Genomic DNA, 23,401 nt, shown 5'->3' on the forward strand with positions numbered 1-23,401 from the left:
TCCGGGGACGAAGCCGGTCGTGCTTACTTGAAAGGAGGGAGCTGATTGCAAACCGTCACCCTCCGCCTCCATCTCCATCGCCCGACGCAGGCGAAGATCCGGCGGTATCGGGAACTCGTCGAACGCACGACGGCCTTTGCCAACAACCTCGTCGCCGCCGGAAGGCCAAAGGGACTCACCAGCCGGACGGCGCGGGCGTACCTCGCCGGCGACCTCCCCTCGGCTGTGATCAACCAGGCGCTTCGGGACGTGGCGGCGCATCGGGACGTTAAAACGTTCCGGGTCCTCTGGCCGTCGTTCAACAACCAGAACCTGCGCTTGAAAAAAGTCGGCGACTTTTGGACCGCTTCGTTTCCGATGCAAACCGGCCGGGTGCGGGTGCCGCTCGCGGTAACCCCTAAGCAGGCCGCCCTCCTCGAACGCCTCGGCCGGGATGTGAGGCAGGGGGCGGCGAAGCTGTACGAAAAGCGCGGGCGGTGGTATCTCGCTCTTTCGGTCACGCTCCCGGCCGAAGAGAAGGCGGTCGAACCGGCGCGCGATAAACACGACAAAATCGCCGGGATCGACATGGGTCTTCGTTATCTCGCGGTCGTGAACGCGGGCGGGGAGACGCTCTTTTTCCCTGGCGATCAGGCGGCCTACGTCCGCCGCCGGTATCATGCCCTTCGCCGGCGGATGGGGAAGGTCAAAGCGCTCAAAGCCATCCGTAAGATGAAGGACAAAGAAGCCCGCTGGATGAAAGACCAGGACCACAAGATCAGCCGGGCCATCGTGGATTGGTGCCTCGCCCGTGGCGTGAGCATCATCCGGATGGAAAAGCTGGAAGGGATTCGCAGACGGAAAACCCGGAAGCGCGACTTCGGGCGATCGCTTCATTCCTGGTCTTTCTACCGGCTTCAGCAATTCATCGCCTACAAGGCGCGGCTGGCGGGAATCCGTGTCGAATGGGTGAACCCGAAGGATACCAGCCGGACGTGTCCGCGGTGCAGGCACTGCGCAAAAGAGAACCGAAACGGCATCCGGTTCCGTTGCCGGAAGTGCGGCTACGAAGCCCATGCGGATGCCGTCGGCGCCTGGAACGTGAGCTTTGCGATTAGCGGCCTGGCCGAGGCGGCGTAAGCCGCCGTTCGAGGGCCGCCGCCCGGTGCGGTAACGCCTTTCGGCGGAACGCAGCCGGGGCGGGCCGAGACGTAAGCCCCGATGGCGCTGCGATGAGGCCGAAGCTGAAAGGCATGAGGCTGAGCAAGCGCTAACCTCCTCGTGGGAATCTCCAGAATTCATTCTGGGGAGGAGGTCAAGTAGAGAACAACCCGGGCACGGATCGTAAAGCCATCGGTAAAGTGCTCCAGAGGCTCAGCAAGATCGTCTACAACCATGTCGGGGTGATTGAGCTGGCCGAAGATCTGGACATCGAGACGGTCACCGAGATCTTCATACGCGTCAACTCCGCCGGCGTCCCCCTCTCCCAGGCGGACTTCGCCATGTCCAAGATCGCCGTCAACGAAAAATACGGCGGCCATTTGATTCGCAAGGCCATCGACTACTTCTGCCACCTGGCGAAAGCTCCTGAAGTTGCCTCGACCATCGAAAAGAACGACCCGGAGTTTGCCGGGTCCGAGTTCTGGCCGGCGATGCGCTGGCTTGCGGAAGTCAACGATCCCCTTTACGTTCCCACTTACACCGACATGCTGCGCGTGGCGTTTACGTTCGAGTTTGGTCGCGGTCGACTGCAAGACTTGGTCGCGCTCCTTTCGGGACGCAATTTTGAGACCAAGCAGTACGAGGAAGCGATTGCGGAGGAGTCTTTTGCCAAGCTCAAATCGGGTGTGCACGCATTCATCAAGAAAACCCACTTTGATCGTCTGACCATGATTCTGCGGTCGGCCGGCTTTGTCACCGCTGACCTCATATCCTCTCAGAATGCCGTCAATGCTTCCTACATTCTGTATCTTCGGGGTCGACGGGAGGGGGTACCGGCAGACGAGCTGGAACGCCTCGTACGCCGCTGGTACGTGATGTCCATCCTCACCGGTCGCTATTCCGGTAACCTAGAGTCGACCTTCGACGTTGACATCCGCCAGATGGAGGCGCAGGGACTCGTTCGTTATGCAGAGTCGGTCATCGAAAACGAGATTCCTCCGACGTTTTGGACGGGAATGCTGCCGCAGCTGATGAACACTTCCTCGGGGCAGTCCCCGTACTTTATCGCTTATCTGGCCGCCCAGGCCCGGCTGGGCGACAAAGGATTTCTATCCACCAACATCACGGTTCGTGATCTTTTGCTTAACCGCGGCGACAAGCATCACATTTTCCCGCGCAAGTATCTCCAAAAGCAAGGGCTGAGCCGCAGCCGCTATAACCAGATCGCCAACTTCGTGATGGCGCAAAGCGAGATCAACATCGCCATCGGCGATAAGCCGCCGGAGGTCTACTTTAGGGAGATCCTTGAGCAAGTGAATGGAGGGCCCAAGCGGTACGGAGGCATCACCGATCCCGACACTCTGCGGCAAAATTTTGAGGAAAACTGTCTGCCGATGAGTTTGTTGAACGGTGAGGTACCGGATTTTGAAACATTCCTCACCGAACGACGCCGGCTTATGGCCCTTCGCATCAAACGCTGGTTCGAGGTGCTGTGATGATCCGATGCGCCCTATGTAAAGTCTGCGAATATTTTGCCACAGTTTTCTAAGGCGTCTCCTTCTCAAAAACGAAAAACCCAATCTCATGGGGATGATCAAGGACGTAGACGTCATGGGGGAGTTTACGCACCTCCCAATCTACAGCCAAATCCCCTCCTGCCGCCCCCAGAAAGACTGCCCCAAACAGGCTTAAGCCCGGACTACCCAGGAAAAGCCCGAGCAGCAGGGGGAAAAGCCCCAGGCCTAACCCCGGAGCCAGTAAGGACAAGCGATACGCCCGGGCGCGGATCGGCTTTTTGAGGTGGGCGTAGGGGGTTAGGTATTTCCAAAGGACGCCGAACTGGATGTCCTTAAGGGAGGCTTTTCCAAAAAGCCAAAAGCCCAAACCGTGAATTCCCTCGTGAAGGACAACGCCGCCGAAATAAATGGCGATGGCCCAGAGAACGTCGACGGGACCGGCGACTAAGGCCCGTAAGGGTTCCGCTCCCCAGAGGATAAGAAAAAGGGCCGTCTCCATCACCAGCGCGCCGACGGTCAAAAGAAGACCGACCTTCTGGGCCCGTTCCACAGGAACAATAACCAGCCGACCCTGAGCGGTTGTCACCAAGACCCTCCTAATCCACTTTTTAGGGATTTTGACCGAGGTAGCCAAAGGCTTTTCGAGCGGGTTGCCGGTTCCACCGTCGCGTCACTTTCAACACCTGAATTCGCTTCCGCCGGCTTCGGGGCGCTTGCTTCCGGGCTTCCCTGATTCCCGTTTGCGGCTTCTTTTCGTTCCTTTCGGCCGTGGTTTGCGCCGCCCGATCATATCCCTGGACGTTCCGGAAGATTTGAGGGGCAGAGTGCCACGTTTTGTCACCCTGGCTGTGATAAGATGACGGTAAACTTAAATGAACCCTGCGAAAAAAGACAATAAGAGTTCCCCGCTGCCGCGGGGGAAAAGATCTTCCCTCAGGAAAAGCTGAACCTTCCTAGGGTCCATCCCCGAGATCGACCCAAACGGGCGTGCCGGGGGAAACGCGGCGCATGTACGTTGGTCAGATTCAAGCTTACATTATCTACGCTCTTAATGGCGAGTCAAGAAGCGAAGCAGGAGTTAAAACTCCTTGACTCTTCCAGGTAATGGCTTTATAATTAGGATGGTTCAAGCTGGGATGGGCAATGTCCACTTCAATTTAAGATAAGGAGGAGAAATCGAACGTGCCATCGGGAGAACCTTCGCCTGGAAATGCTTCCCCACCAGATGATGAAGTTTATCGTTCCTGCATCTTTTGGGGGAAGCTCAAGCCCGACGCGAATGATCCCCAAAAAGTTCGCTGCCTTCCTCTTGCGGCCCACAGTCTGGATGTGGCTTACGTGTTGAGGGCGCTCATGGAACTTCCGGGATTTCGTCGCGCTCTTGAGCGGGCGGCAGGAAGAGCGCTCAGGACGATGGACTTCGATCGACTGGCGGTGCTGGCAACGTTGCACGACATGGGAAAGGCCAACCTCGACTTTCAACGCCAAATTGATCCGACCTTCAAAAGGAAGGTTGGACACATCCGGGCGATGGCCGCGATCCTCGATCTTGAAGTCGGTGAAGCGTCGCTCTTCAATCGGTGGCTTGAAGCTTTGCCGCCCGAATTTCAAGATTGGTTTTCGGACGATGAGACAGCGTTCAGTTATTTTTATGCGATCCTGTCCCATCACGGGCGACCGGTAAAGTTCGGCGGGAAGGACGAAGACCGCCGGCGATCCCTTCCCGGATGGACGCCCGGTCCGGAAGGGGATCCCTTTGCCGCCATTCGGGAGCTCGTCGCGTGGGCCCGTCGGGTTTTCCCGCTGGCCTTCCAGGAGGATCCGGAGCGCCTTACGCTTCCGGATTCCCCGGCGTTCGTGCACCGGTTTGCCGGCCTCCTCATGCTGGCCGACTGGCTCGGTTCCCACGAACACTGGTTTCCCATTCGCCCGGTCACCTTTGAGGAAAGGCTGGCCCATGTCCGAGATGTCGTACCGAGGCTTCTCAAGGCCGTGGGGCTCGATGTCCGCTCCCTTCGTCCGCATCTCGGCAGAATCCGCAGTTTTGAGGAGCGCTTTGGGTTTCCCCCCAATTCCGTGCAGGAACGCATCGAGCACCTCGATCCGGAAGATGACCGTACCAGGCTTCTGATCCTCGAATCCGAAACGGGCTCCGGCAAGACGGAGGCGGCGTTGAACTGGTTTTTCAAATTGTTTGCTGCCGGCAAAGTGGACGGGCTGTATTTTGCCCTTCCCACCCGCGTCGCCGCGCGAGAGCTCTACACCCGCGTTCATCGGGCGATGGAGCGCTGGTTCCCGGATCCTTTAGACCGGCCGGTGACCGTCCTCGCCGTTCCGGGATATGCGCAGGTCGACGGTCTGCCGGTGTCGCAGGTGCTTCCCGCCGAAGGAGAGGGGAACCGCTGGCAGGAGGACGAAGGGCTCCGGCTGCATGAGCGCCGCTGGGCGGCAGAACGGCCGAAGCGCTTCCTGGCCGCGACGGTAGCGGTGGGGACCGTCGATCAGGCGCTCCTTTCGGTGGTCAAGGCGGCCCACGCGCATCTCCGTTCGGTGAGTTTGGACCGGAGCCTGCTGGTCGTCGACGAAGTCCACGCCTCCGATGCGTACATGACCCATTTGCTCGAGGCGCTCGTGCGCCATCACCACCGGATCGGGGGCTATGCGATGCTCATCTCGGCGACGCTCGGCGCCTCGGCGCGCCAGCGTTACCTTCGGGCGGCCGGGGGCGCGGGAGAAAACGTCGGGTGGGCGTCGGCCGTCGAGGCGCCGTATCCCCGCATCACGCTCGCCGATGGCTCGGGGCTTGCTGTCCCGTCCGGGCGGGAAAAACGGGTTCGCTTTACGCTCCTCCCCCTGGCCCAAAAACTCGAGGAAGTCGCGGCGGAAATCATCCGGCACCTCCGGTCCGGCGCCCGGGTCCTCGTCGTTTTGAACACCGTCTCACGGGCCGTATCCCTGCAAAAAATGATCGAAGCGCATCCGGATCTGAATCAGGAGTGGCTCTTTCGCTGCCGGGGCCATCAGGGTCGGGAAGTGGTGACGCTCCACCACGGCCGCTTTGCGCCCGAAGATCGCGTGATCCTCGACGCTTGTGTCTCCAGGCGCCTCGGACGCGGGAGCGAAGGCGGTCCGATTCTCCTCATCGGCACGCAGACGCTGGAACAGAGCCTCGACCTCGATGCCGACGTGCTCATTACGGACCTTGTCCCGGCCGACGTCCTCCTTCAACGCGTCGGCCGGCTGCACCGACACGATCGACAAGATCGTCCGGAACCGTACCGGCATCCGGCTTCTTGCTTCGTGCTTGTGCCCGAGGGCGACCTTTCGGCAGCCCTGGACGAGAAAGGCAATATCCGGACGGCGTACAAGGCGCTCGGCTATGGCAGCGTCTACGAAGATCTGAGGATGCTCGAGCTCACCCGGCGCGTGCTTGCCGGCCGTCCGGACGTCGTCATCCCGAGGGACAACCGGCTGCTCGTCGAGTCCGTGACCCATCCGGAACGGCTGGAGCATCTGGCCGAAGAGAGTCCTCCGTGGCGGCGGCACATGGAAGGGCGGGAAGGCGCTGATCTCTTCAAGGGGATTGCCGCCAATTACATCGTGGCCAGTTTTGACGAACACTTCGGGGAGGCGGAATTTAATGTAGACGGTGCAAAAGTCACCACGCGTCTCGGGGCGGATACGTTGCAAGTGCCGCTCAGCCGACCGGTGATCTCGCCGTTCGGCCAGACCCTCCGGGAAATCACCATTCCGGTGCATTGGGCTCCGGAGAATCCGCCGGATGAAGTGATCGTCGAAGCCGCTGAGGAAGGCGTGGAAGCGATCCTGCGCTTTGGAACGCATCTTTATCGTTACAGCCGTTACGGGTTGGAGGTGATCTCCGATGGAAAAGGGAACCGCCCAGAGCCTGAGGTTGTTTAATTTGCTGGAAGAGCCGATCTTTCGCGTCCAGACCCGGGAAGGGAGAAGGCGCCTGAGCCTTCCCGAGGTCTTCGAAGCCCTCGGCCGAGATGAGATCGAGCACTTTCTTGGCCTCCAAAAGCATCAGGAAGACCCGTTCCACGTCTTCCTCTCTTACCTTGGAGCGGCCGTCCTGGCCCGGAACGGAGAGGAGGATCCGGTTCGCCCGGCGGATTACTGGCGGGACAAGCTCCGCGCGCTGGCGGGTCCCGCCGGGGACGATGCGTGGACGCTGGTGGTGGAAGAGATGTTGCAGCCGGCGTTTATGCAACCTCCGCTTCCCCGTGCAGACCATGCCCGCCTCAAGCCGACCGCGTATACGCCGGACGAACTGGATCTCTTGCCGACGGCCAAAAATCACGATCTCAAAAAAGCGCGGGCCTCCTCCGCCGAAGTCGACGGATGGGTGTACGCCCTCATCAGCTTGCAGACGATGAGCGGATACTATGGCCGAGGAAATCGCGGAATATCCCGCATGAACAGCGGTTACGGTAACCGGCCGATCGCGGAAGTGGTGCGGAGTTTCCGGCCCGGGCGCCGGTGGAAGGACGCCGTGGAGCGCCTGCTTTTGCATCGCCGGGAAGTGCTCCGAAGGCCGTTCGGTTATGACCCGCACCAGGGGCTGGTCCTCGTTTGGACAGAAATATGGGACGGAAAGACAAGCCTTCCGCTCCGTCGACTCGACCCGTTCTACCTCGAGATCTGCCGGCGGATTCGGCTTCGCTCCGACGGGACGTCCATCGTGCAGGCGGACAGCCTCCCGGCGGACAACGACAGAATTGCCGCCAAAGACTTAAAGGGGGTGGTCGGTGACGCCTGGTTGCCGGTGGTGATGCCCAAAGACGCCAAGGACGAGCCGAAAGCTTACACCGTCCCGCCGGAGGGCATAAGCGTCGACACGTTGCGTCGACTCATTTTTGAAGAGGGGTTCGAGCTCGGAGCATTGCAGAAACCGCTCGACCGTTGGCAGGGAGACGTGTATTTCTCAATCTCTGTGCTCGTTCGGGGGGAGGGAAAGACGAACGGCTTTTACCATCAGATCGTCACCATTCCCGAACGCGCTCATCCCCGACTGTGGAAGAGACAGGAACAACGCGAGACATTCGCAAAGTTGAGTAAAAATGCCGTCGAACGGGCGGGGGAGGTGGAACACCGGATCCTGAAGCCGGCGGTCTACGCTCTGCTCGGCAACCTGGAGCGCGGCGGGCGTGAAAACGTGACGTTTAAAACGTGGTGGGAACGGGCGGCCAGGGAGTATACGGCGGCCTGGGAGGACGCGTTTTTTCCCTGGCTGTGGTCCGTCCCGGAAGACGTGTCGCGCGACGAGGCGCTTCAGGAATGGACCCGCAAGCTGTACTCCATTGCCCTCGAGGTGCTGCGGGAGACGGAACGCCGCCTTCCGAGCAAAGAAGGAAGGAGGTACCAGACGGTTGCAGCGGCAGAACGCATCTTCCTCGGCGCTTTCTACAATCGCTTTTCCGAGCTCTCTCAACAGAGAAAAGAGGAGGTACACCCGTGAGCAGTGCGCTTCAGAGAAAAATCGAGTGGCTGGTGCAGCGTATTGGGGATGATGCCTTTCCGACCGGAGATCGCGCCGCCCTTCGGCGGATGACGCCGACGCAACCGCCGCCGCTCGCCTTTTATCACCTTGCCATCCAGATCTTGCCCGAAGACTGGGACGCCGATCTCGAGCGGCGAAAGGATTGGCAGACTCTGGTTGCGGGAATGGCGCTTATGTACCCTCGTATTCATGACCCCGGCCATAAACTGGGGACTGCCCTTGGCAAAGCACAGTATTCCGACCTCCGGCTCGAGCGCCTGCTCGCCGCTCGGGGCGACGGCCGACGGCTGCTGTTCCTCCGCGCCGTCCGCTTCCTCGCTGCGAAGGGACAGGCGTTCGACTGGACGGAAGCAGCCCGGTTCCTGCTTACGCGAGACGCCGAACGGCGAGAGGACATCCACCGCCAGGTGGCCAAAGATTATTATCGAGCCGTCAATGAATCTCAAAGGGAAAAATCAACAAATCTTTGATATAAACCAAAGGAGGAATGTAAAATGTTTCTTCAGGTTCACTACCTCACGAGCTATCATGCCAGCCTGCTCAACCGGGATGATACGGGGCTGGCGAAGCGAATTCGGTTTGGCGGCGCGGAGCGGCTGCGCATTTCGAGTCAGGCCCAGAAAAAGCACTGGCGCGACTGGATGATGCAGGTCACTTCTTTGCCGTCCGCCATTCGTTCCCGCCATTTCTTTTCCCGCGTGATCAAACACGAACTCGTCCGGGAAGGCATGGATGATGCGCTGGCGCATGAACTGGCCTATCACCTGGCTCAAGAAGTGTTGCGGGCCTCTGGGGAAAAAGACGCGCTGGACAGCAAAACGACTCTGGCGATGAAGCAGCCCGTCTTGTTCGGACGGCCGGAGGCCGAGTACTTTAAAAAGCTGATCCGCGAAGCCGCGGCTCAAGGGAGTGAGGAAGATGCAAAAAAATATTTGACGGAAGCCATCAAAGAGAGCAAGAGCAACATCCAGTCCATGCTCCGTCAGGCCGGTTTGGGCAATCCGGCGGTCGGGTTCGAAGGCGCGCTCTTTGGGCGCTTTGTCACCTCGGATATTCTGGCACGGGTTGACGCACCGGTTCATGTCGCCCATGCCTTTACCACCCATGAGCTCCGGACCGAGATCGACTTCTTTACGGTTGTCGACGATCTCGCCGCCGATGAGGAAACGGGCGCGGCCCACGCGGGGGACATGGAGCTCGGGGCCGGGATCTTCTACGGGTACGTCGCCGTCGACGTGCCGCTCCTCGTGTCGAACCTGGGCGGCCGCGACCGGAAGGAATGGAGGGAAGATCCGGACGGTCAGGCGATGGCCCGGGAGCTTTTGGGGCTTCTTATTCAGGCGATCGCGACGGTCACGCCCGGCGCCAAGCTGGGAGCGACCGCGCCGTATGCCCGGGCAGAGTTTGTGTTGCTGGAAGCCGGAGAGGCGCTCCCCCGGAGTCTGGCCAATGCCTTTCTGGAGCCGGTGCCTTTGGACGGGAACGCGAACGGACTTGCCCGTTCCGTCGACCGGCTGTCGGAGTACCTGACGAAGCTAGAGGGGATGTACGGCGATTCGGGCGAGACGCGGTACGTCGCCTCGCTTCATCCCTGGCCGCGGCAACGGGAGCAAAAAAGCGACCTCTCCACCGCCATCGAAGGCACGCTCAGAGCGATCTTCGAAGCCGGCGAAGGGGCAGGCGAAGGAGCATGAAGGCGGTTGTTCTTCGTCTGGACGGTCCGATGCTCGCTTTCGGCACGACCGCCGTCGATCATCACGGGTTTACAGATTATTTTCCGGGGACGGCGCTTTTGACGGGGCTTCTCGGGAATGCGTTAGGCTGGGACCACCGGGATTTTGATCGGCTTCAACGATTGCAAGAGCGCCTCCGGTACGCCGCCCGGTGGGACGTTCGTCCTGTGCGGCTGGTCGACTATCAAACGGTCGACCTTGGTCAGCCCAAAATGGTCGAACCGGGCTGGACGACGCGCGGAAGGCCGGAACACCGAAGCGGCGGTACCGCCAAGAAAGAAATCCATCAACGATTTCGTCATTACTGGACGGACGGTCTGATGACGGTCGTGCTGACGCTGCTCAACGAGGAAGAAGATCCGGGCCTGAATCGGATTTTGGAAGCTCTTCGGCGCCCGTCCCGTCCCCTTTTCATCGGCCGAAAAACATGCCTACCGTCCCGCCCGCTTCTCGACCCGTCCACTCCGCTCGTCGAGGGAGACGATCTGCTCGAACTGCTCCGTCGGATCCCGCGTTGGATCCGCCGGGGGCGGGCGGAGTCTCGCAGGGAAGCGGAAGATCTTCTGCCGGCCTGCTGGCCGGATGAGTTAGGGACTCCTTCGGGGGTGCGCGGCGAATTGAGGCGCGTCTTTGATCTCAGGGATTGGGCCAATCAGCTTCCCGCCGGGAGCCGATGGCGAATGGAAGGTTTGATCGAGGTGAAAGATTCGATCGAGGTGAACTAAGATGGGCGTGCATCTGGTGGAGATCGCGCTGGATGTCGGGGCGTTGATGCGGTTTTTAAAGGACGCGCGCATGGAGCCGCGCCGGGATGATGAAGATCTCGGGTACGGAATCCACACGTGGCTGGTATCGGCGTTCGGCCCGCTTTCGCCGAAGCCGTGGCGGCTCTTTATGGCCCGCCGGCGTCCCGCCAAGATCCTGGGATACGCGCCACATGACGCGGAGGCTTTGCGAGAACAGCTCAACGTATATGCTACGCCCGGGGCGTATCAAGTTCTCCCGCATTCGGAAAGCAGCATCCTGAGCAAGCCGATGCCCGAATTTACCCGAGGGCGGCTGCTGGCTTTCGAGGTGCTGACGGTTCCCATCGCGCGAAAGTCGTCGGGCGGTGAAGCGGGGGATAAGACAATTGAAAAAGATCTTTTTCTTCATCACGTTGAACAGAACGGCGGAAAAGCCGAAGCGTCAAGAGCAGAGCTTTATGGGAGGTGGGTCAAAAAGTTGTTGCAAGAAAGGGAGGCGGCGGTCGTTCACGCCGCCCGCCTGGAGGGATTCCGGCTTGTTCGGCAGGCCCGGTATACCCACGGGAAGGAGCGAAAGCGCCGCCAGATCGTTCGACCCCAGGCGCTCATCCGCGGAGAACTGACGGTGAACGATCCCGAAGCATTTTCCGCCTTGCTGGCGCATGGCATCGGACGGCATCGAGCCTTCGGATACGGGATGCTCCTGTTGAGGCCGGTGCGATGAGCAAGGGCTCGTTTTTGTCAGGGCGTCTCGGTCTGGCCGGGGCAAGGATTCCGCACGCGGATCGCCACGGGCTGCTGTGGCTGTCGCGCGGAAAGCTTTACGTCGAAAATGGGACCCTGCTCTTTTTGGCGGCAGGAAGCGATGAGATCGATCCGGGTCTGTACCAGATTCCGTACCAGATGGTCTCGATGATCCTTGCGGGCCCCGGCACGACCATCACACACGATGTGCTGAGGATTCTGGCGCGACACGGGACGCTGCTCGCGGCCGTCGGCGAAGGTGGGGTGAAGCTCTATACGGCGCCCCCAATGGGGCAAGGGCGCTCCGATGTGGCCCGCGCACACGCCCGGCTCTGGGCTGATGAGAAAGAGCGGAATCGGATCGCGCGAAAAATGTACGCCTGGCGGTTCGGGGAAGTCTTTCCGAATCGGGATATCAGCGTCTTGAGAGGGATGGAAGGCGGCAGGTTGCGAGAGGCGTATCGCTTGATCGCTCAGCGATACGGCGTCGAGTGGAAAGGGCGGCGCTATGATCGGGAAAACCCCGAAGCGGCCGATATTCCCAACCAGGCGATCAACCATGCGGCCACGTTCGTAGAAGCGGCCGCCGACATTGCCGTCGCCGCCGTCGGGGCCCTGCCGCCGCTCGGATTCATCCACGAGGATTCGAGCAATGCGTTTACGCTGGACATCGCCGACCTTTGGCGGGTCGAGGTGACGTTGCCACTTGCTTTTTCGGTGGCTGCCCGCGTCCTCAAAAACAGAGAGCTTTCTCTGGAGCGAGAGATCCGTTATGAGGCGGCGCGCATGTTTCGTAAAAAGAAGGTGATTCCGAGTATGATCGATCAGATCAAGGAGCTCATCCATGTCGGCGACGATTCTCGTGACGCGTAACGTCTCGGACCGGATTCGCGGGTTTCTGGCATCTTCCATGCTTGAGCTTGCCCCTGGCGTGTATGCCGCCGTTCGTTTTTCACCGGCTGTTCGCGAGCGGGTATGGGAAGTTCTCGAAGAATGGTTCGTAAGAGAGGTCGAGGCGAGCATAGTCATGGTATGGCGCGATCCCGCTCAGCCGGGCGAAATGGCCGTCAGGGTCCTCGGGCTTCCACCGATCGATGTTGTCCAACAAGACGGCATGCTTCTTGCCAGACGCCCCGGAATATGGGAAGATGAGGAGGGGAAGGAGAAGGGGTAAACAGGTCTTTTTGCTCAAGGTTTTTCTAACTCAAGGCCTCGGCGGACAATGACCAGTCGTGTCCGGTATCATGTGTAAAAACGGATGGTCCAGGTGACATAAAATGAGCCATCCGGCCCTCTTTGGTAGAATGTGAGACGGAGAAGAAACCACTTCACCAGGAGGGATACCGGATGGCTCAGTACCAGATTACCGTGGACGACGAGATTTTGGAAGGCCTCTTTCAGCGGGATGGAGGCGTGGCAAAGCTGGTGGAGAGTGTGGTCAACCAGATCCTCCAAGCGCAAGTGCAGGAGCATCTGAAAGCGGCGCCATACGAGCGCACGAAAGAACGCCAAGGCTATCGCAACGGAACAGTCACCCGCACCCTGACAACCCGTGTGGGGCGGCTGGTGTTGCGGGTTCCGAGGGTCCGGAATGGCCAGTTCTCCACAGAGCTGTTTGCTCGGTACCAGCGCAGCGAACAAGCGTTCATCATCGCCCTGATGGAGATGGTTGTGAACGGCGTGTCCACCCGGGACGTGGCGAAAGTCACCGAGCAGTTGTGCGGCACGACGTTCTCGAAGTCCACGGTCTCCGAGCTGTGCAAGCGCCTTGATCCCATCGTTCAGGGATGGAATAATCGCAGCCTTGCTGAGCATCGTTATCCGTTCCTGCTGGTGGACGCTTTGGTACTCCGGATTCGGGAGGAAGGGCGTGTTCGCTCTCGAGCGGCCATGATCGCTGTTGGCATCAACGAAGAAGGGTACCGTGAGATTCTTGGCTTGATGTTGGGCGACAGCGAATCGGAGGCCAGCTGGCGGGAGTTCTTTGCCTGGCTGAAGAACCGGGGTCTCCGCGGCGTTGACGTTGTGGTGTCTGACAGTCATGGCGGGCTGGTGAAGGCACTGCAGACGGAGTTTCAGGGATGCACCTGGCAACGGTGCCAGACCCACTTCATGCGCAATATCTTGGACGCCACACCCAAGGCGTTGCAGAAGGAGGTCTACAAGCGTGTACGAGCCATTCTTGATGCGCCCGACCTCAAGACGGCCCGACTGCTCATGAATGAATTTGTGGAGGAGTACGCTGAGAAGGCACCCAAGGCCGTCAAGGTGCTAGAGGAGGGCTTTGACGACGTCACGGCCGTGCTGGTCTTGCCGTGACGCTCACGGCGGCGCTTGCGTACCACGAACGGCGTGGAACGACTCAACGAGGAGATTCGCCGCCGTGAAAGAGTCATCCGCATCTTTCCCAACCGGGAATCCGTAATACGGTTGCTTGGAGCGCTACTCATGGAGATAGACGAGACGTGGACCACTGGGCACCGTTACCTGAATATGGATGAGTATTGGCAGTGGAAGAAGGAACAACAGAAATCCACTGAGCCGGCCATGCTGCACGTTGTGAATGCCTGAGTGACCTGTCCTTTCATTCGCCGAAGAGGGCAATTTACACATGATACTGGACTTGATCCAATGACCGTTGGGTTTGCGTTAGGAGTATGTGTTCAGGGTTTTAAAACCCTTATCCTATCACAAGAAATTGGTTTGTCAAGAGTTTCCCCCGCGCATGCGGGGATGGACCTTTTCCCGAGCTCAAGATCACCGAAAACAGGAAGTTTCCCCCGCGCATGCGGGGATGGACCCCGCTTCCGATGGCGCTCGATCTCGTCTTTCGTGTTTCCCCCGCGCATGCGGGGATGGACCCATAATTCCCGGCGAGGATGTTCACTAAGGAGGGTTTCCCCCGCGCATGCGGGGATGGACCCGACTCATGTCGCTGGTAGCTGTAGTTTCTTTAGTTTCCCCCGCGCATGCGGGGATGGACCTCCTGGGCGCCATGCATGAGGGCGGCGTGACCGGTTTCCCCCGCGCATGCGGGGATGGACCTCTATTTCATGCCGGGTCCGCTGTTCTAAAACCGTTTCCCCCGCGCATGCGGGGATGGACCGCCGGAACGCTCGCCCGCGATCAGGCGATCGACGTTTCCCCCGCGCATGCGGGGATGGACCCGCTAGAAGGCACAAGCCCATCATTAAGCGTATGTTTCCCCCGCGCATGCGGGGATGGACCCTTTGAACATCAATAATCTCGGTGCAAAACCGAGTTTCCCCCGCGCATGCGGGGATGGACCCCGGCGGTTCCTGCCGGTCCGCGTCATGGTGCAGTTTCCCCCGCGCATGCGGGGATGGACCCTTACCCAGCGCCTCTTCGATTTTGTCCTCCGGGTTTCCCCCGCGCATGCGGGGATGGACCCGAAAGCCTTACGTATACCACCTACGATGACGCGTTTCCCCCGCGCATGCGGGGATGGACCGTTATTGATGGCGTTGATTTCCGCGAGCTCGCGGTTTCCCCCGCGCATGCGGGGATGGACCTGCGCCTGAGCTTTGGAAGACGCGGAAGGACGAGTTTCCCCCGCGCATGCGGGGATGGACCTTCTAGTTGCTCTTGGTATTACTGTGTCTACCTGTTTCCCCCGCGCATGCGGGGATGGACCTTTTCCCGTTATATTTCGACCGCGTGAGGTAAAGTTTCCCCCGCGCATGCGGGGATGGACCCTTGTAGGTGTGACGTCTCTGGATCTAGTCTATGTTTCCCCCGCGCATGCGGGGATGGACCCTTTTGATCGTTCTGATAGGTGTCGTTGTGGGTGTTTCCCCCGCGCATGCGGGGATGGACCTTTTGCCTCCCCACGCCTTTTCTTTTCCTTTCGGTTTCCCCCGCGCATGCGGGGATGGACCCTACACGCCCCTGTTCGTCCCTGACAAGATCGTGTTTCCCCCGCGCATGCGGGGATGGACCCGTTTGAGCGCTGGCGCTATTACTACACCCGCGGTTTCCCCCGCGCATGCGGGGATGGACCCTCGTCCGGCTGGCGGTGCTGTACGCACAGCAGGTTTCCCCCGCGCATGCGGGGATGGACCTCCTTTTGCTTTCGCAAACTGGCGGAGGGATTCGTTTCCCCCGCGCATGCGGGGATGGACCCCCATTCGGTGGGAGCCGATTAGGGATGTCGGCGTTTCCCCCGCGCATGCGGGGATGGACCCTTTTCCCCGATCCTGGAGTGCCGGTGTAAGCAGTTTCCCCCGCGCATGCGGGGATGGACCCTCCTCCGCAAAAGCACTTACCATCCAGGCCAGGTTTCCCCCGCGCATGCGGGGATGGACCCCCCCATAATCGCCGGCCGGGCGCTCTGGAGCGGTTTCCCCCGCGCATGCGGGGATGGACCCGCTCGCTGAAGACCGTACGGTCCCATTCGGCGGTTTCCCCCGCGCATGCGGGGATGGACCTTGCCATGACGGACGTTCCTCGCCCCCGCTGGCGGTTTCCCCCGCGCATGCGGGGATGGACCCTCGTTGACCCGCCTCCGCAGGGACAGGGATACGTTTCCCCCGCGCATGCGGGGATGGACCCGCCCCCGCCATCGCCGGACTCGACCCTTGGCGGTTTCCCCCGCGCATGCGGGGATGGACCTCCCACGCCTGGCCGAAGGTGGGCTCATCACCAGTTTCCCCCGCGCATGCGGGGATGGACCTGAGTCTCTTTCGCGGACGTTTTACGATGAAGTGTTTCCCCCGCGCATGCGGGGATGGACCCGTAGCAACACCTGCTTGTATAGCCGTCAGCGGGTTTCCCCCGCGCATGCGGGGATGGACCCTACCACGTCCTGGGTACCAACACCATACGTCGGTTTCCCCCGCGCATGCGGGGATGGACCTGCGGCTGCTACTGTATTAGTTGCGCTTGGATTGTTTCCCCCGCGCATGCGGGGATGGACCCGAAAGGCCGCTACCAACACCCACAACAACGCCGTTTCCCCCGCGCATGCGGGGATGGACCCGCCCAGCGCGCTGTCCGGCGTGCTAAGGCTCGGTTTCCCCCGCGCATGCGGGGATGGACCGTCATGACCACCGCTGGAAGCGCCGAGGAACAGGTTTCCCCCGCGCATGCGGGGATGGACCGCATATACCTATTTTGAGGCGGGCGAAAAACTGGTTTCCCCCGCGCATGCGGGGATGGACCTCTGGATAGAAGAATATCACGTCTAATTCCGGAGTTTCCCCCGCGCATGCGGGGATGGACCCTGATCGAGGAAATCCGGCGAATCACGGGAGTCGTTTCCCCCGCGCATGCGGGGATGGACCTAAACGTCGTCGTGTCAATCGCCGGCGGGTCGAGTTTCCCCCGCGCATGCGGGGATGGACCTTTCTGGTCGAGCTCCGGGCGGGGCTGAAAGTCGTTTCCCCCGCGCATGCGGGGATGGACCTTTTGCACCGCTCGAAGCAGGGCGTTGATACAAGTTTCCCCCGCGCATGCGGGGATGGACCTAATCCCTACAATCCCGGACCAGACGGCGCCGAGTTTCCCCCGCGCATGCGGGGATGGACCTTTCCGGCCGGAAGAGGTAAATGAAACGGCAATGTTTCCCCCGCGCATGCGGGGATGGACCTCACGATGAGGAGGAAAATTTAAGCAATGCAGAGTTTCCCCCGCGCATGCGGGGATGGACCCGCATTACAACACCCTCCCGTAAACGGCGAAAAGTTTCCCCCGCGCATGCGGGGATGGACCGCAATGGGTTGGGCTATCAGCCGCTTTGCGAAAGTTTCCCCCGCGCATGCGGGGATGGACCCGCTAACAGCTGTTTGCGCTGGAACGTCGACGCGTTTCCCCCGCGCATGCGGGGATGGACCTTCGATATCGAAGCGATCGGTGGCGGTGGAGGTGTTTCCCCCGCGCATGCGGGGATGGACCTCAGTTCGGCATTGAAAAAGCGACCGTCAGAGAGTTTCCCCCGCGCATGCGGGGATGGACCCCTGTACGACTTCGGCCTCCAGACCTCGATACCGTTTCCCCCGCGCATGCGGGGATGGACCTGCATCGATGCATCCTGAGAGATAGGCCGCCATGTTTCCCCCGCGCATGCGGGGATGGACCACCGCTATGGTCAGGCGTTGACGATGACGAGGTGTTTCCCCCGCGCATGCGGGGATGGACCGTTTGAGTTTCCTGCAGAATTGGAACCTCTTCTGTTTCCCCCGCGCATGCGGGGATGGACCTTAGAACGGCTGGCATCTTCGTCAATCGGAGAAGTTTCCCCCGCGCATGCGGGGATGGACCCCGACATCCTTGAAGCCGCAAGGATACTTCGCTGTTTCCCCCGCGCATGCGGGGATGGACCCCGAAGCCCAGAATCGGACATGACGCTTACGATGTTTCCCCCGCGCATGCGGGGATGGACCTTTCCACTCTTCCCCTGCCAGCCAGGCCAGCACGTTTCCCCCGCGCATGCGGGGATGGACCTACATCACCGGCTTAAAGTGGGACGGAACCCACGTTTCCCCCGCGCATGCGGGGATGGACCCATACCATCGCCCAGGGCGAGGTTCCGCCCAATGTTTCCCCCGCGCATGCGGGGATGGACCTTTCCACTCTTCCCCTGCCAGCCAGGCCAGCACGTTTCCCCCGCGCATGCGGGGATGGACCTGCCGGCTGGGAGCCGAGGACATCCTCGAGGAAGTTTCCCCCGCGCATGCGGGGATGGACCGCAGAGAGCCTATGGCGACTCTTTCCGTCGTTCGTTTCCCCCGCGCATGCGGGGATGGACCTTAGCAAAACCGGACAGGTGATCGAATTTGACGGTTTCCCCCGCGCATGCGGGGATGGACCCGTCCCCCTCGATCCACGAGCTGAGTCGATAACGTTTCCCCCGCGCATGCGGGGATGGACCTCACCGATCGGGAACGGTAACGGCGGTCGCCCGGTTTCCCCCGCGCATGCGGGGATGGACCTGTATCCGCATATACAACATTTCACCGCGGCCTGTTTCCCCCGCGCATGCGGGGATGGACCTCCGACGCTCATCCGGGGAAAGGCCGACGACAAGTTTCCCCCGCGCATGCGGGGATGGACCCCAGGCGACGATCCTGGCGCTGCGCCTGCTCAAGTTTCCCCCGCGCATGCGGGGATGGACCGCTCCCAAAACCGGTCAAACATCTGCTCCTGACGTTTCCCCCGCGCATGCGGGGATGGACCCCCCTCGTCAAGGGAGCGCAACAGGACCTCCCAGTTTCCCCCGCGCATGCGGGGATGGACCTGCGGGTGCGTATGTTGCGTAGCGTGGCGACGGGTTTCCCCCGCGCATGCGGGGATGGACCCGTCGGAGAGTGGGACCGTGGCCTGCGACGCTGGTTTCCCCCGCGCATGCGGGGATGGACCTTCGCAAGCTCCGCCTCGATATAGCGCTCGCGTGTTTCCCCCGCGCATGCGGGGATGGACCCGCCGGTATGTGGACGTGGTGACGTACTTCCTGGTTTCCCCCGCGCATGCGGGGATGGACCTGGCCCGGGAAGCCCGGCTGATCAGCCGGCTTAGTTTCCCCCGCGCATGCGGGGATGGACCTCCTCATCATAGCGTCCCCTCTCATACACCGAGGTTTCCCCCGCGCATGCGGGGATGGACCTGCTTGATCAGCTTCCTGCTGAAGATTTCGCGCGTTTCCCCCGCGCATGCGGGGATGGACCGTCGAAAAAGCAGGGAAGAAAGCGAAGGGCGCGGTTTCCCCCGCGCATGCGGGGATGGACCTTCCGGCAAATCTTCGCCTGCCGCTTCGGGACGGTTTCCCCCGCGCATGCGGGGATGGACCTGCTGCGGTACCGGCACACGGTCAACGTCCCGTGTCAATAGCGGATTAAAACTCCCCAAAAAAATCGCGTTCGATTCCCCACAAACAGCGGATTCAGTTCCCCAAAATCATCGCGCATCATTCCCCAGACGTATGTTCGATCTACGCGGTCACCTCCTCCTTCAGCGCATGGGTCACCCCGGCGCGCAGCTTGTCCTTCATCCGGTAGCTGTTGCCGCGGATGTTGATGGTGGTGGCGTGGTGCAGGAGCCGGTCGAGCAAGGCAGAGGCCAGCACCTGGTCACCGAAGAGTGTCCCCCAGTTGGTGAAGCTGGTGTTGGACGTGATGATCAGGGAGCCATGCTCGTAGCGCTCCGACACGAGCCGGAAGAAGTTCGCGGCGTCCAAGGCGTCAAGCGGCAAGTAGCCGACTTCGTCGCAGATCAGCAGCTTCGGCTGGGTGTAGATGCGCAGGCGCTTGTCCAGCCGTCCCTCTTGGTACGCCCGTCGCAAGTCAGCGACCAGCTTCTGCATGGTCACGAAGTAGACGCTCATGCGCTGTCGAATCGCCTCCATCCCCAGGGCCACCGCAAGGTGGGTCTTGCCCACCCCCGGCGGTCCCAGGAAGATGACGTTGCTGCCCTCCCGGATGAACGTCAAGCCGGCCAGTTCGCGTATTTGTCGCTCATCGACGGACGGCTGGAACGAGAAATCGAAATCTGCAAGGGTCTTGTGATACGGGAAGTTGGCCATGCGGAGTCTGGCGTGCATGTAACGGCTGTATCGCTCCTCCTGCTCAGCATCCAGCAGTCTGTGCAGGAACTCCGCATAGGTCGCCTGGTGCCCCGCTGCCCACTCCACGCACGCCGGCAGCACCGCCGCGGCGCGCTTCAATCCCAGCTCCAGCAGCTGCTCCTCGGCCTTGGCCAAAACCAACGCCTCACTCATTGCCCCTGACCTCCCATCGCGATCTGCTCATAGACGGACAGCTCCCGCTGCTCCACGTCCGGCCCGATTTGCAACCCTGGCACCTTGCCTCGATCCGGATGAGGCGTCCCAGCCGGGATGCCCTTGAAGTGCTCAGGGTCGGTTGAGACCTGGTGCCTGCCTGTGAGCACGCGGTGTTCGGCAATGACCTGCCCGCCGTACTCGATCTGCAGGCGGCCTGACTCAAACTCCCGGACCAGCACGGTGTGCCCCACATACCGCCATGGAACGGTGTACATGTTCGTGTTCCAGGAGATGCGACAATCGCTCATGACCTTGCGCATATCGGCGTACGCCAGCGTGTACCGGCTCTTAGGCAGGGGCTTAAGCGTCTCGGCCTGAAACCGCACCACCGGCTGCTCCCGCGTCGTGCCGTGGATGCGCACATTAGCCACCGTATCCCGCCAGATGGCACCTTGCCGGTTCAGGTCGTCATGGTCCACGAACGAAACCGGCCAGAAGCTGGACCGGATATACCCGATGGGCCGTTCAATCTTCCCTTTGGTGCGACTTCGGTAGGGCTTACAGGCCTTGGGCACGAATCCGTAGTACTTGGCGAAGTCCATGTACGCCGGCTGCCAGTCGACGTGTCCATGACCGTCGTTGGCCACGACCAGCGGGGAGCAGTTGTCGCTGAGCATGACCTTTGGAACCCCGCCGAAGAACTCCAGCGCGTTCCGGAGCGCCTGGAGGATATGCCGTTGGTCCGCCGCTCTGATAAACTCCAGGTAGAGCATGCGGGAGTAGGCGAGGACCATGGCAAAGCACCATACCTTGCGCCGATGGCCCTGCGGATCCAGGTAGGGGAATGCGCCCAGGTCGATTTGCGCTTGTTCCCCCGGAGCCGTCTCAAACCGCACGGTTGCCTTGGCAGAGACAACCGGGCGGAGAGGGTGCATGAACTCGCGCAGTACGGTAATTCCGCCGGTATATCCCTGCTCCCGGATCTCGCGAAAGATTCGCTCCGCATTGAGGACGCCGATACGCATGCGCTGCTCCACATAGGCCTTGTACGGCTCCAGCTTGTGGCCTTTCACCCTACGGCTGCGCGACTTCACCCTCCCCTCCTCCTGCTGCCTCGGCTCACTCACAGCCTTGCGGATGGTTTTGCGGTCATGGCCGTATCTTCTGGCCAGTTCCGAGATGCTGACGCCCTCCTCATACAGCTTCCTGATCTCCATCTTCTCACTCTCCCTCATCACCGGCACCTCCCCAAAAGTGATGGCAGGTGCCATAGTTCGACACAGGGGTGGGGAATTCATCCCGATGATTTTGAGGAAATCATGCCGGTGATTTTGGGGAATCTTTATCCGCTGCTATTGGGGATTTTACATCCGATGTTGACACCCGGGTTTCCCCCGCGCATGCGGGGATGGACCGATAACCCAGCGCCAACACCCACGACAACACCTGTTTCCCCCGCGCATGCGGGGATGGACCCGCCAATTACGCCCAAGGCGTTTACGCACCTCGGTTTCCCCCGCGCATGCGGGGATGGACCCTACTGCCCGCACTGCGGCGCGTCATAAGGAGGGTTTCCCCCGCGCATGCGGGGATGGACCCTTCGCATCCACACCGCACGGCTTTTTCAGGTTGTTTCCCCCGCGCATGCGGGGATGGACCCGCTTTGCGTGCGGGGCTCCGGCCGGACGAGTTGTTTCCCCCGCGCATGCGGGGATGGACCTCGAGAATGCGCTGCGTAACAAGACGGAGGTCAGTTTCCCCCGCGCATGCGGGGATGGACCTCGAGAGCAGAGAGAGAGGGGAGGACCGCCAGGGTTTCCCCCGCGCATGCGGGGATGGACCGGCGGCGGCGGCGGGAGATGCGGAAGATATGCTGTTTCCCCCGCGCATGCGGGGATGGACCTGCTCGATACAAAAGGAGAAATGCTCGATCGGTGTTTCCCCCGCGCATGCGGGGATGGACCTCTGCCACGACCGGCGGGTGAGAGCGGAAACAGGTTTCCCCCGCGCATGCGGGGATGGACCTTTTGTCGGATCAAGAATACCTACTTTCTTCGTGTTTCCCCCGCGCATGCGGGGATGGACCGTACTCGGCATGGATGCGGAAGTGTACCTGACGGTTTCCCCCGCGCATGCGGGGATGGACCTTTCATCCGAGATCCCGCTCGCCTCGTCGATGAGTTTCCCCCGCGCATGCGGGGATGGACCACCGGCGGGTCGTCATCATGCGCGCCGTGAATAGTTTCCCCCGCGCATGCGGGGATGGACCGCGATGTGATAGCATCCAGATAGAGGTGGTCGGGTTTCCCCCGCGCATGCGGGGATGGACCGCCGCAACAGTCGCAAAAGCGGCAGGTTTGTTAGTTTCCCCCGCGCATGCGGGGATGGACCTTCTCCCCATTTCGCCATCACGCTTTTTCCTTTGTTTCCCCCGCGCATGCGGGGATGGACCTTCCAGCGCGTGAAGGTCATCCCGGAAATCGATGTTTCCCCCGCGCATGCGGGGATGGACCCGGACAGATTACGTTCGCGACGGACGTAGACGCGTTTCCCCCGCGCATGCGGGGATGGACCCTGATCCGCCGCATCGAAGATTATCTCGCGAAGGTTTCCCCCGCGCATGCGGGGATGGACCTAAGATGGTTGCGTTCTTCTGGGATGTTGTCGCGTTTCCCCCGCGCATGCGGGGATGGACCTTAAGTGGGAACCGATACGTAATGTGGCAGTTAGTTTCCCCCGCGCATGCGGGGATGGACCACACGCATGATCTCGCGGACGATATCCCGTTCGGTTTCCCCCGCGCATGCGGGGATGGACCCGGCAGTCACGACGTTCACCGTCGCCGTCCGGCGTTTCCCCCGCGCATGCGGGGATGGACCCCAAGAGCAAAACCTATACCGAAGTCTTGAAGAGTTTCCCCCGCGCATGCGGGGATGGACCTTCGACATTTCCCCGGACGGTCACGGATAAATCGTTTCCCCCGCGCATGCGGGGATGGACCCGTCCGAGAAAGAGACTGATTACTCGAGATAGTGTTTCCCCCGCGCATGCGGGGATGGACCCCCGGCCGGATGTCGTCCGGGTCCTGTATCGGGGTTTCCCCCGCGCATGCGGGGATGGACCTCTCTTCCCGCCAGCGGTAGATCGTCCTCGGCGGTTTCCCCCGCGCATGCGGGGATGGACCTCCTAGCGCTACAAGTACAGTTCCTGCGGCATGGTTTCCCCCGCGCATGCGGGGATGGACCGTATGTCGCCCCCGTCGCGAA

13 protein-coding genes, 1 pseudogene and 2 CRISPR repeat arrays (1 of these 16 only partly in view) are annotated in these 23,401 nt (G+C 61.1%); of the genes and pseudogenes, 11 read left to right on the forward strand and 3 right to left on the reverse strand.

What is annotated here, in order from left to right; genetic code table 11:
• The first annotated feature begins 45 nt into the window (after positions 1-45).
• Positions 46-1,119: an RNA-guided endonuclease TnpB family protein gene (locus tag K2M58_RS01305; protein ID WP_220677964.1), complete on the forward strand. Its 1,074-nt coding sequence runs from the start codon at positions 46-48 to the stop codon at positions 1,117-1,119.
• Positions 1,120-1,340: 221 nt separating this feature from the next.
• Positions 1,341-2,636, forward strand: coding sequence for a hypothetical protein (locus K2M58_RS01310; protein ID WP_220677965.1), 1,296 nt, complete (start codon positions 1,341-1,343; stop codon positions 2,634-2,636).
• Between the two features lie 49 nt (positions 2,637-2,685).
• Here the strand turns inward: K2M58_RS01310 and K2M58_RS01315 are convergent, their stop codons facing one another.
• The gene (locus tag K2M58_RS01315) at positions 2,686-3,243 is read right to left on the reverse strand and encodes a DUF3267 domain-containing protein (protein WP_220677966.1); all 558 of its coding nucleotides are present in this window, start codon (positions 3,241-3,243) and stop codon (positions 2,686-2,688) included.
• Positions 3,244-3,839: 596 nt separating this feature from the next.
• Between K2M58_RS01315 and cas3 the strand changes: the two genes are divergently transcribed.
• The 9 genes and pseudogenes from cas3 to K2M58_RS01360 all read left to right on the forward strand — a co-directional run bounded on the left by cas3 (position 3,840) and on the right by K2M58_RS01360 (position 13,972).
• Positions 3,840-6,578 carry a CRISPR-associated helicase Cas3' gene (gene cas3, locus K2M58_RS12470; protein WP_220677967.1) on the forward strand — a complete coding sequence of 913 codons (2,739 nt, stop codon included), beginning with the start codon at positions 3,840-3,842 and terminating at the stop codon, positions 6,576-6,578.
• Positions 6,541-8,136, forward strand: a complete 1,596-nt coding sequence (casA, locus tag K2M58_RS01325; protein ID WP_220677968.1) for a type I-E CRISPR-associated protein Cse1/CasA — start codon at positions 6,541-6,543, stop codon at positions 8,134-8,136. The genes cas3 and casA overlap by 38 nt, the downstream gene beginning before the upstream one ends.
• Positions 8,133-8,648: a type I-E CRISPR-associated protein Cse2/CasB gene (gene casB / locus K2M58_RS01330; RefSeq protein WP_220677969.1), complete on the forward strand. Its 516-nt coding sequence runs from the start codon at positions 8,133-8,135 to the stop codon at positions 8,646-8,648. Before casA ends, casB begins: the two co-directional genes overlap by 4 nt.
• 24 nt (positions 8,649-8,672) lie before the next feature.
• A complete protein-coding gene (gene cas7e / locus K2M58_RS01335; protein ID WP_220677970.1) occupies positions 8,673-9,872 on the forward strand; it encodes a type I-E CRISPR-associated protein Cas7/Cse4/CasC in 1,200 nt (399 codons plus the stop codon).
• Positions 9,869-10,636: a type I-E CRISPR-associated protein Cas5/CasD gene (cas5e, locus tag K2M58_RS01340; RefSeq protein WP_220677971.1), complete on the forward strand. Its 768-nt coding sequence runs from the start codon at positions 9,869-9,871 to the stop codon at positions 10,634-10,636. The genes cas7e and cas5e overlap by 4 nt, the downstream gene beginning before the upstream one ends.
• Position 10,637: 1 nt before the next feature.
• Positions 10,638-11,381 carry a type I-E CRISPR-associated protein Cas6/Cse3/CasE gene (gene cas6e, locus K2M58_RS01345; protein WP_220677972.1) on the forward strand — a complete coding sequence of 248 codons (744 nt, stop codon included), beginning with the start codon at positions 10,638-10,640 and terminating at the stop codon, positions 11,379-11,381.
• Positions 11,378-12,274, forward strand: coding sequence for a type I-E CRISPR-associated endonuclease Cas1e (cas1e, locus tag K2M58_RS01350; RefSeq protein ID WP_220677973.1), 897 nt, complete (start codon positions 11,378-11,380; stop codon positions 12,272-12,274). Before cas6e ends, cas1e begins: the two co-directional genes overlap by 4 nt.
• Entirely contained in the window at positions 12,246-12,575 is a 330-nt protein-coding gene (gene cas2e / locus K2M58_RS01355; RefSeq protein WP_220677974.1) for a type I-E CRISPR-associated endoribonuclease Cas2e, read from the forward strand. Before cas1e ends, cas2e begins: the two co-directional genes overlap by 29 nt.
• Positions 12,576-12,748: 173 nt before the next feature.
• Positions 12,749-13,972 (forward strand): annotated as a pseudogene (locus K2M58_RS01360) (IS256 family transposase).
• A gap of 141 nt (positions 13,973-14,113) precedes the next feature.
• Positions 14,114-19,206: a CRISPR direct-repeat array (repeat unit 28 nt; unit sequence GTTTCCCCCGCGCATGCGGGGATGGACC).
• 140 nt (positions 19,207-19,346) lie between these two features.
• On the opposite strand, the gene istB reads toward K2M58_RS01360, so the two are convergent.
• Entirely contained in the window at positions 19,347-20,132 is a 786-nt protein-coding gene (gene istB, locus K2M58_RS01365) for an IS21-like element helper ATPase IstB (RefSeq protein WP_220676869.1), read from the reverse strand.
• Positions 20,129-21,406 carry an IS21 family transposase gene (gene istA, locus K2M58_RS01370; RefSeq protein WP_252393391.1) on the reverse strand — a complete coding sequence of 426 codons (1,278 nt, stop codon included), beginning with the start codon at positions 21,404-21,406 and terminating at the stop codon, positions 20,129-20,131. The genes istB and istA overlap by 4 nt, the downstream gene beginning before the upstream one ends.
• A gap of 116 nt (positions 21,407-21,522) precedes the next feature.
• Positions 21,523-23,401: direct repeats of the CRISPR family, unit length 28 nt; unit sequence GTTTCCCCCGCGCATGCGGGGATGGACC; it runs 1,504 nt beyond the window's last position.

This window comes from Hydrogenibacillus sp. N12 (genome assembly GCF_019645935.1).
Lineage (GTDB): Bacteria > Bacillota > Bacilli > Thermicanales > DSM-22653 > Hydrogenibacillus > Hydrogenibacillus schlegelii.

Excerpts from the sequence above, each read along its gene's own strand:
- casA (WP_220677968.1), top strand. The coding sequence starts at position 6,541 with ATGGAAAAGGGAACCGCCCAGAGCCTGAGGTTGTTTAATTTGCTGGAA.
- cas7e (WP_220677970.1), top strand. The coding sequence starts at position 8,673 with ATGTTTCTTCAGGTTCACTACCTCACGAGCTATCATGCCAGCCTGCTC.
- cas5e (WP_220677971.1), top strand. The coding sequence starts at position 9,869 with ATGAAGGCGGTTGTTCTTCGTCTGGACGGTCCGATGCTCGCTTTCGGC.
- cas6e (WP_220677972.1), top strand. The coding sequence starts at position 10,638 with ATGGGCGTGCATCTGGTGGAGATCGCGCTGGATGTCGGGGCGTTGATG.
- cas1e (WP_220677973.1), top strand. The coding sequence starts at position 11,378 with ATGAGCAAGGGCTCGTTTTTGTCAGGGCGTCTCGGTCTGGCCGGGGCA.
- cas2e (WP_220677974.1), top strand. The coding sequence starts at position 12,246 with ATGTCGGCGACGATTCTCGTGACGCGTAACGTCTCGGACCGGATTCGC.
- istB (WP_220676869.1), bottom strand. The coding sequence starts at position 20,132 with ATGAGTGAGGCGTTGGTTTTGGCCAAGGCCGAGGAGCAGCTGCTGGAG.
- istA (WP_252393391.1), bottom strand. The coding sequence starts at position 21,406 with ATGGCACCTGCCATCACTTTTGGGGAGGTGCCGGTGATGAGGGAGAGT.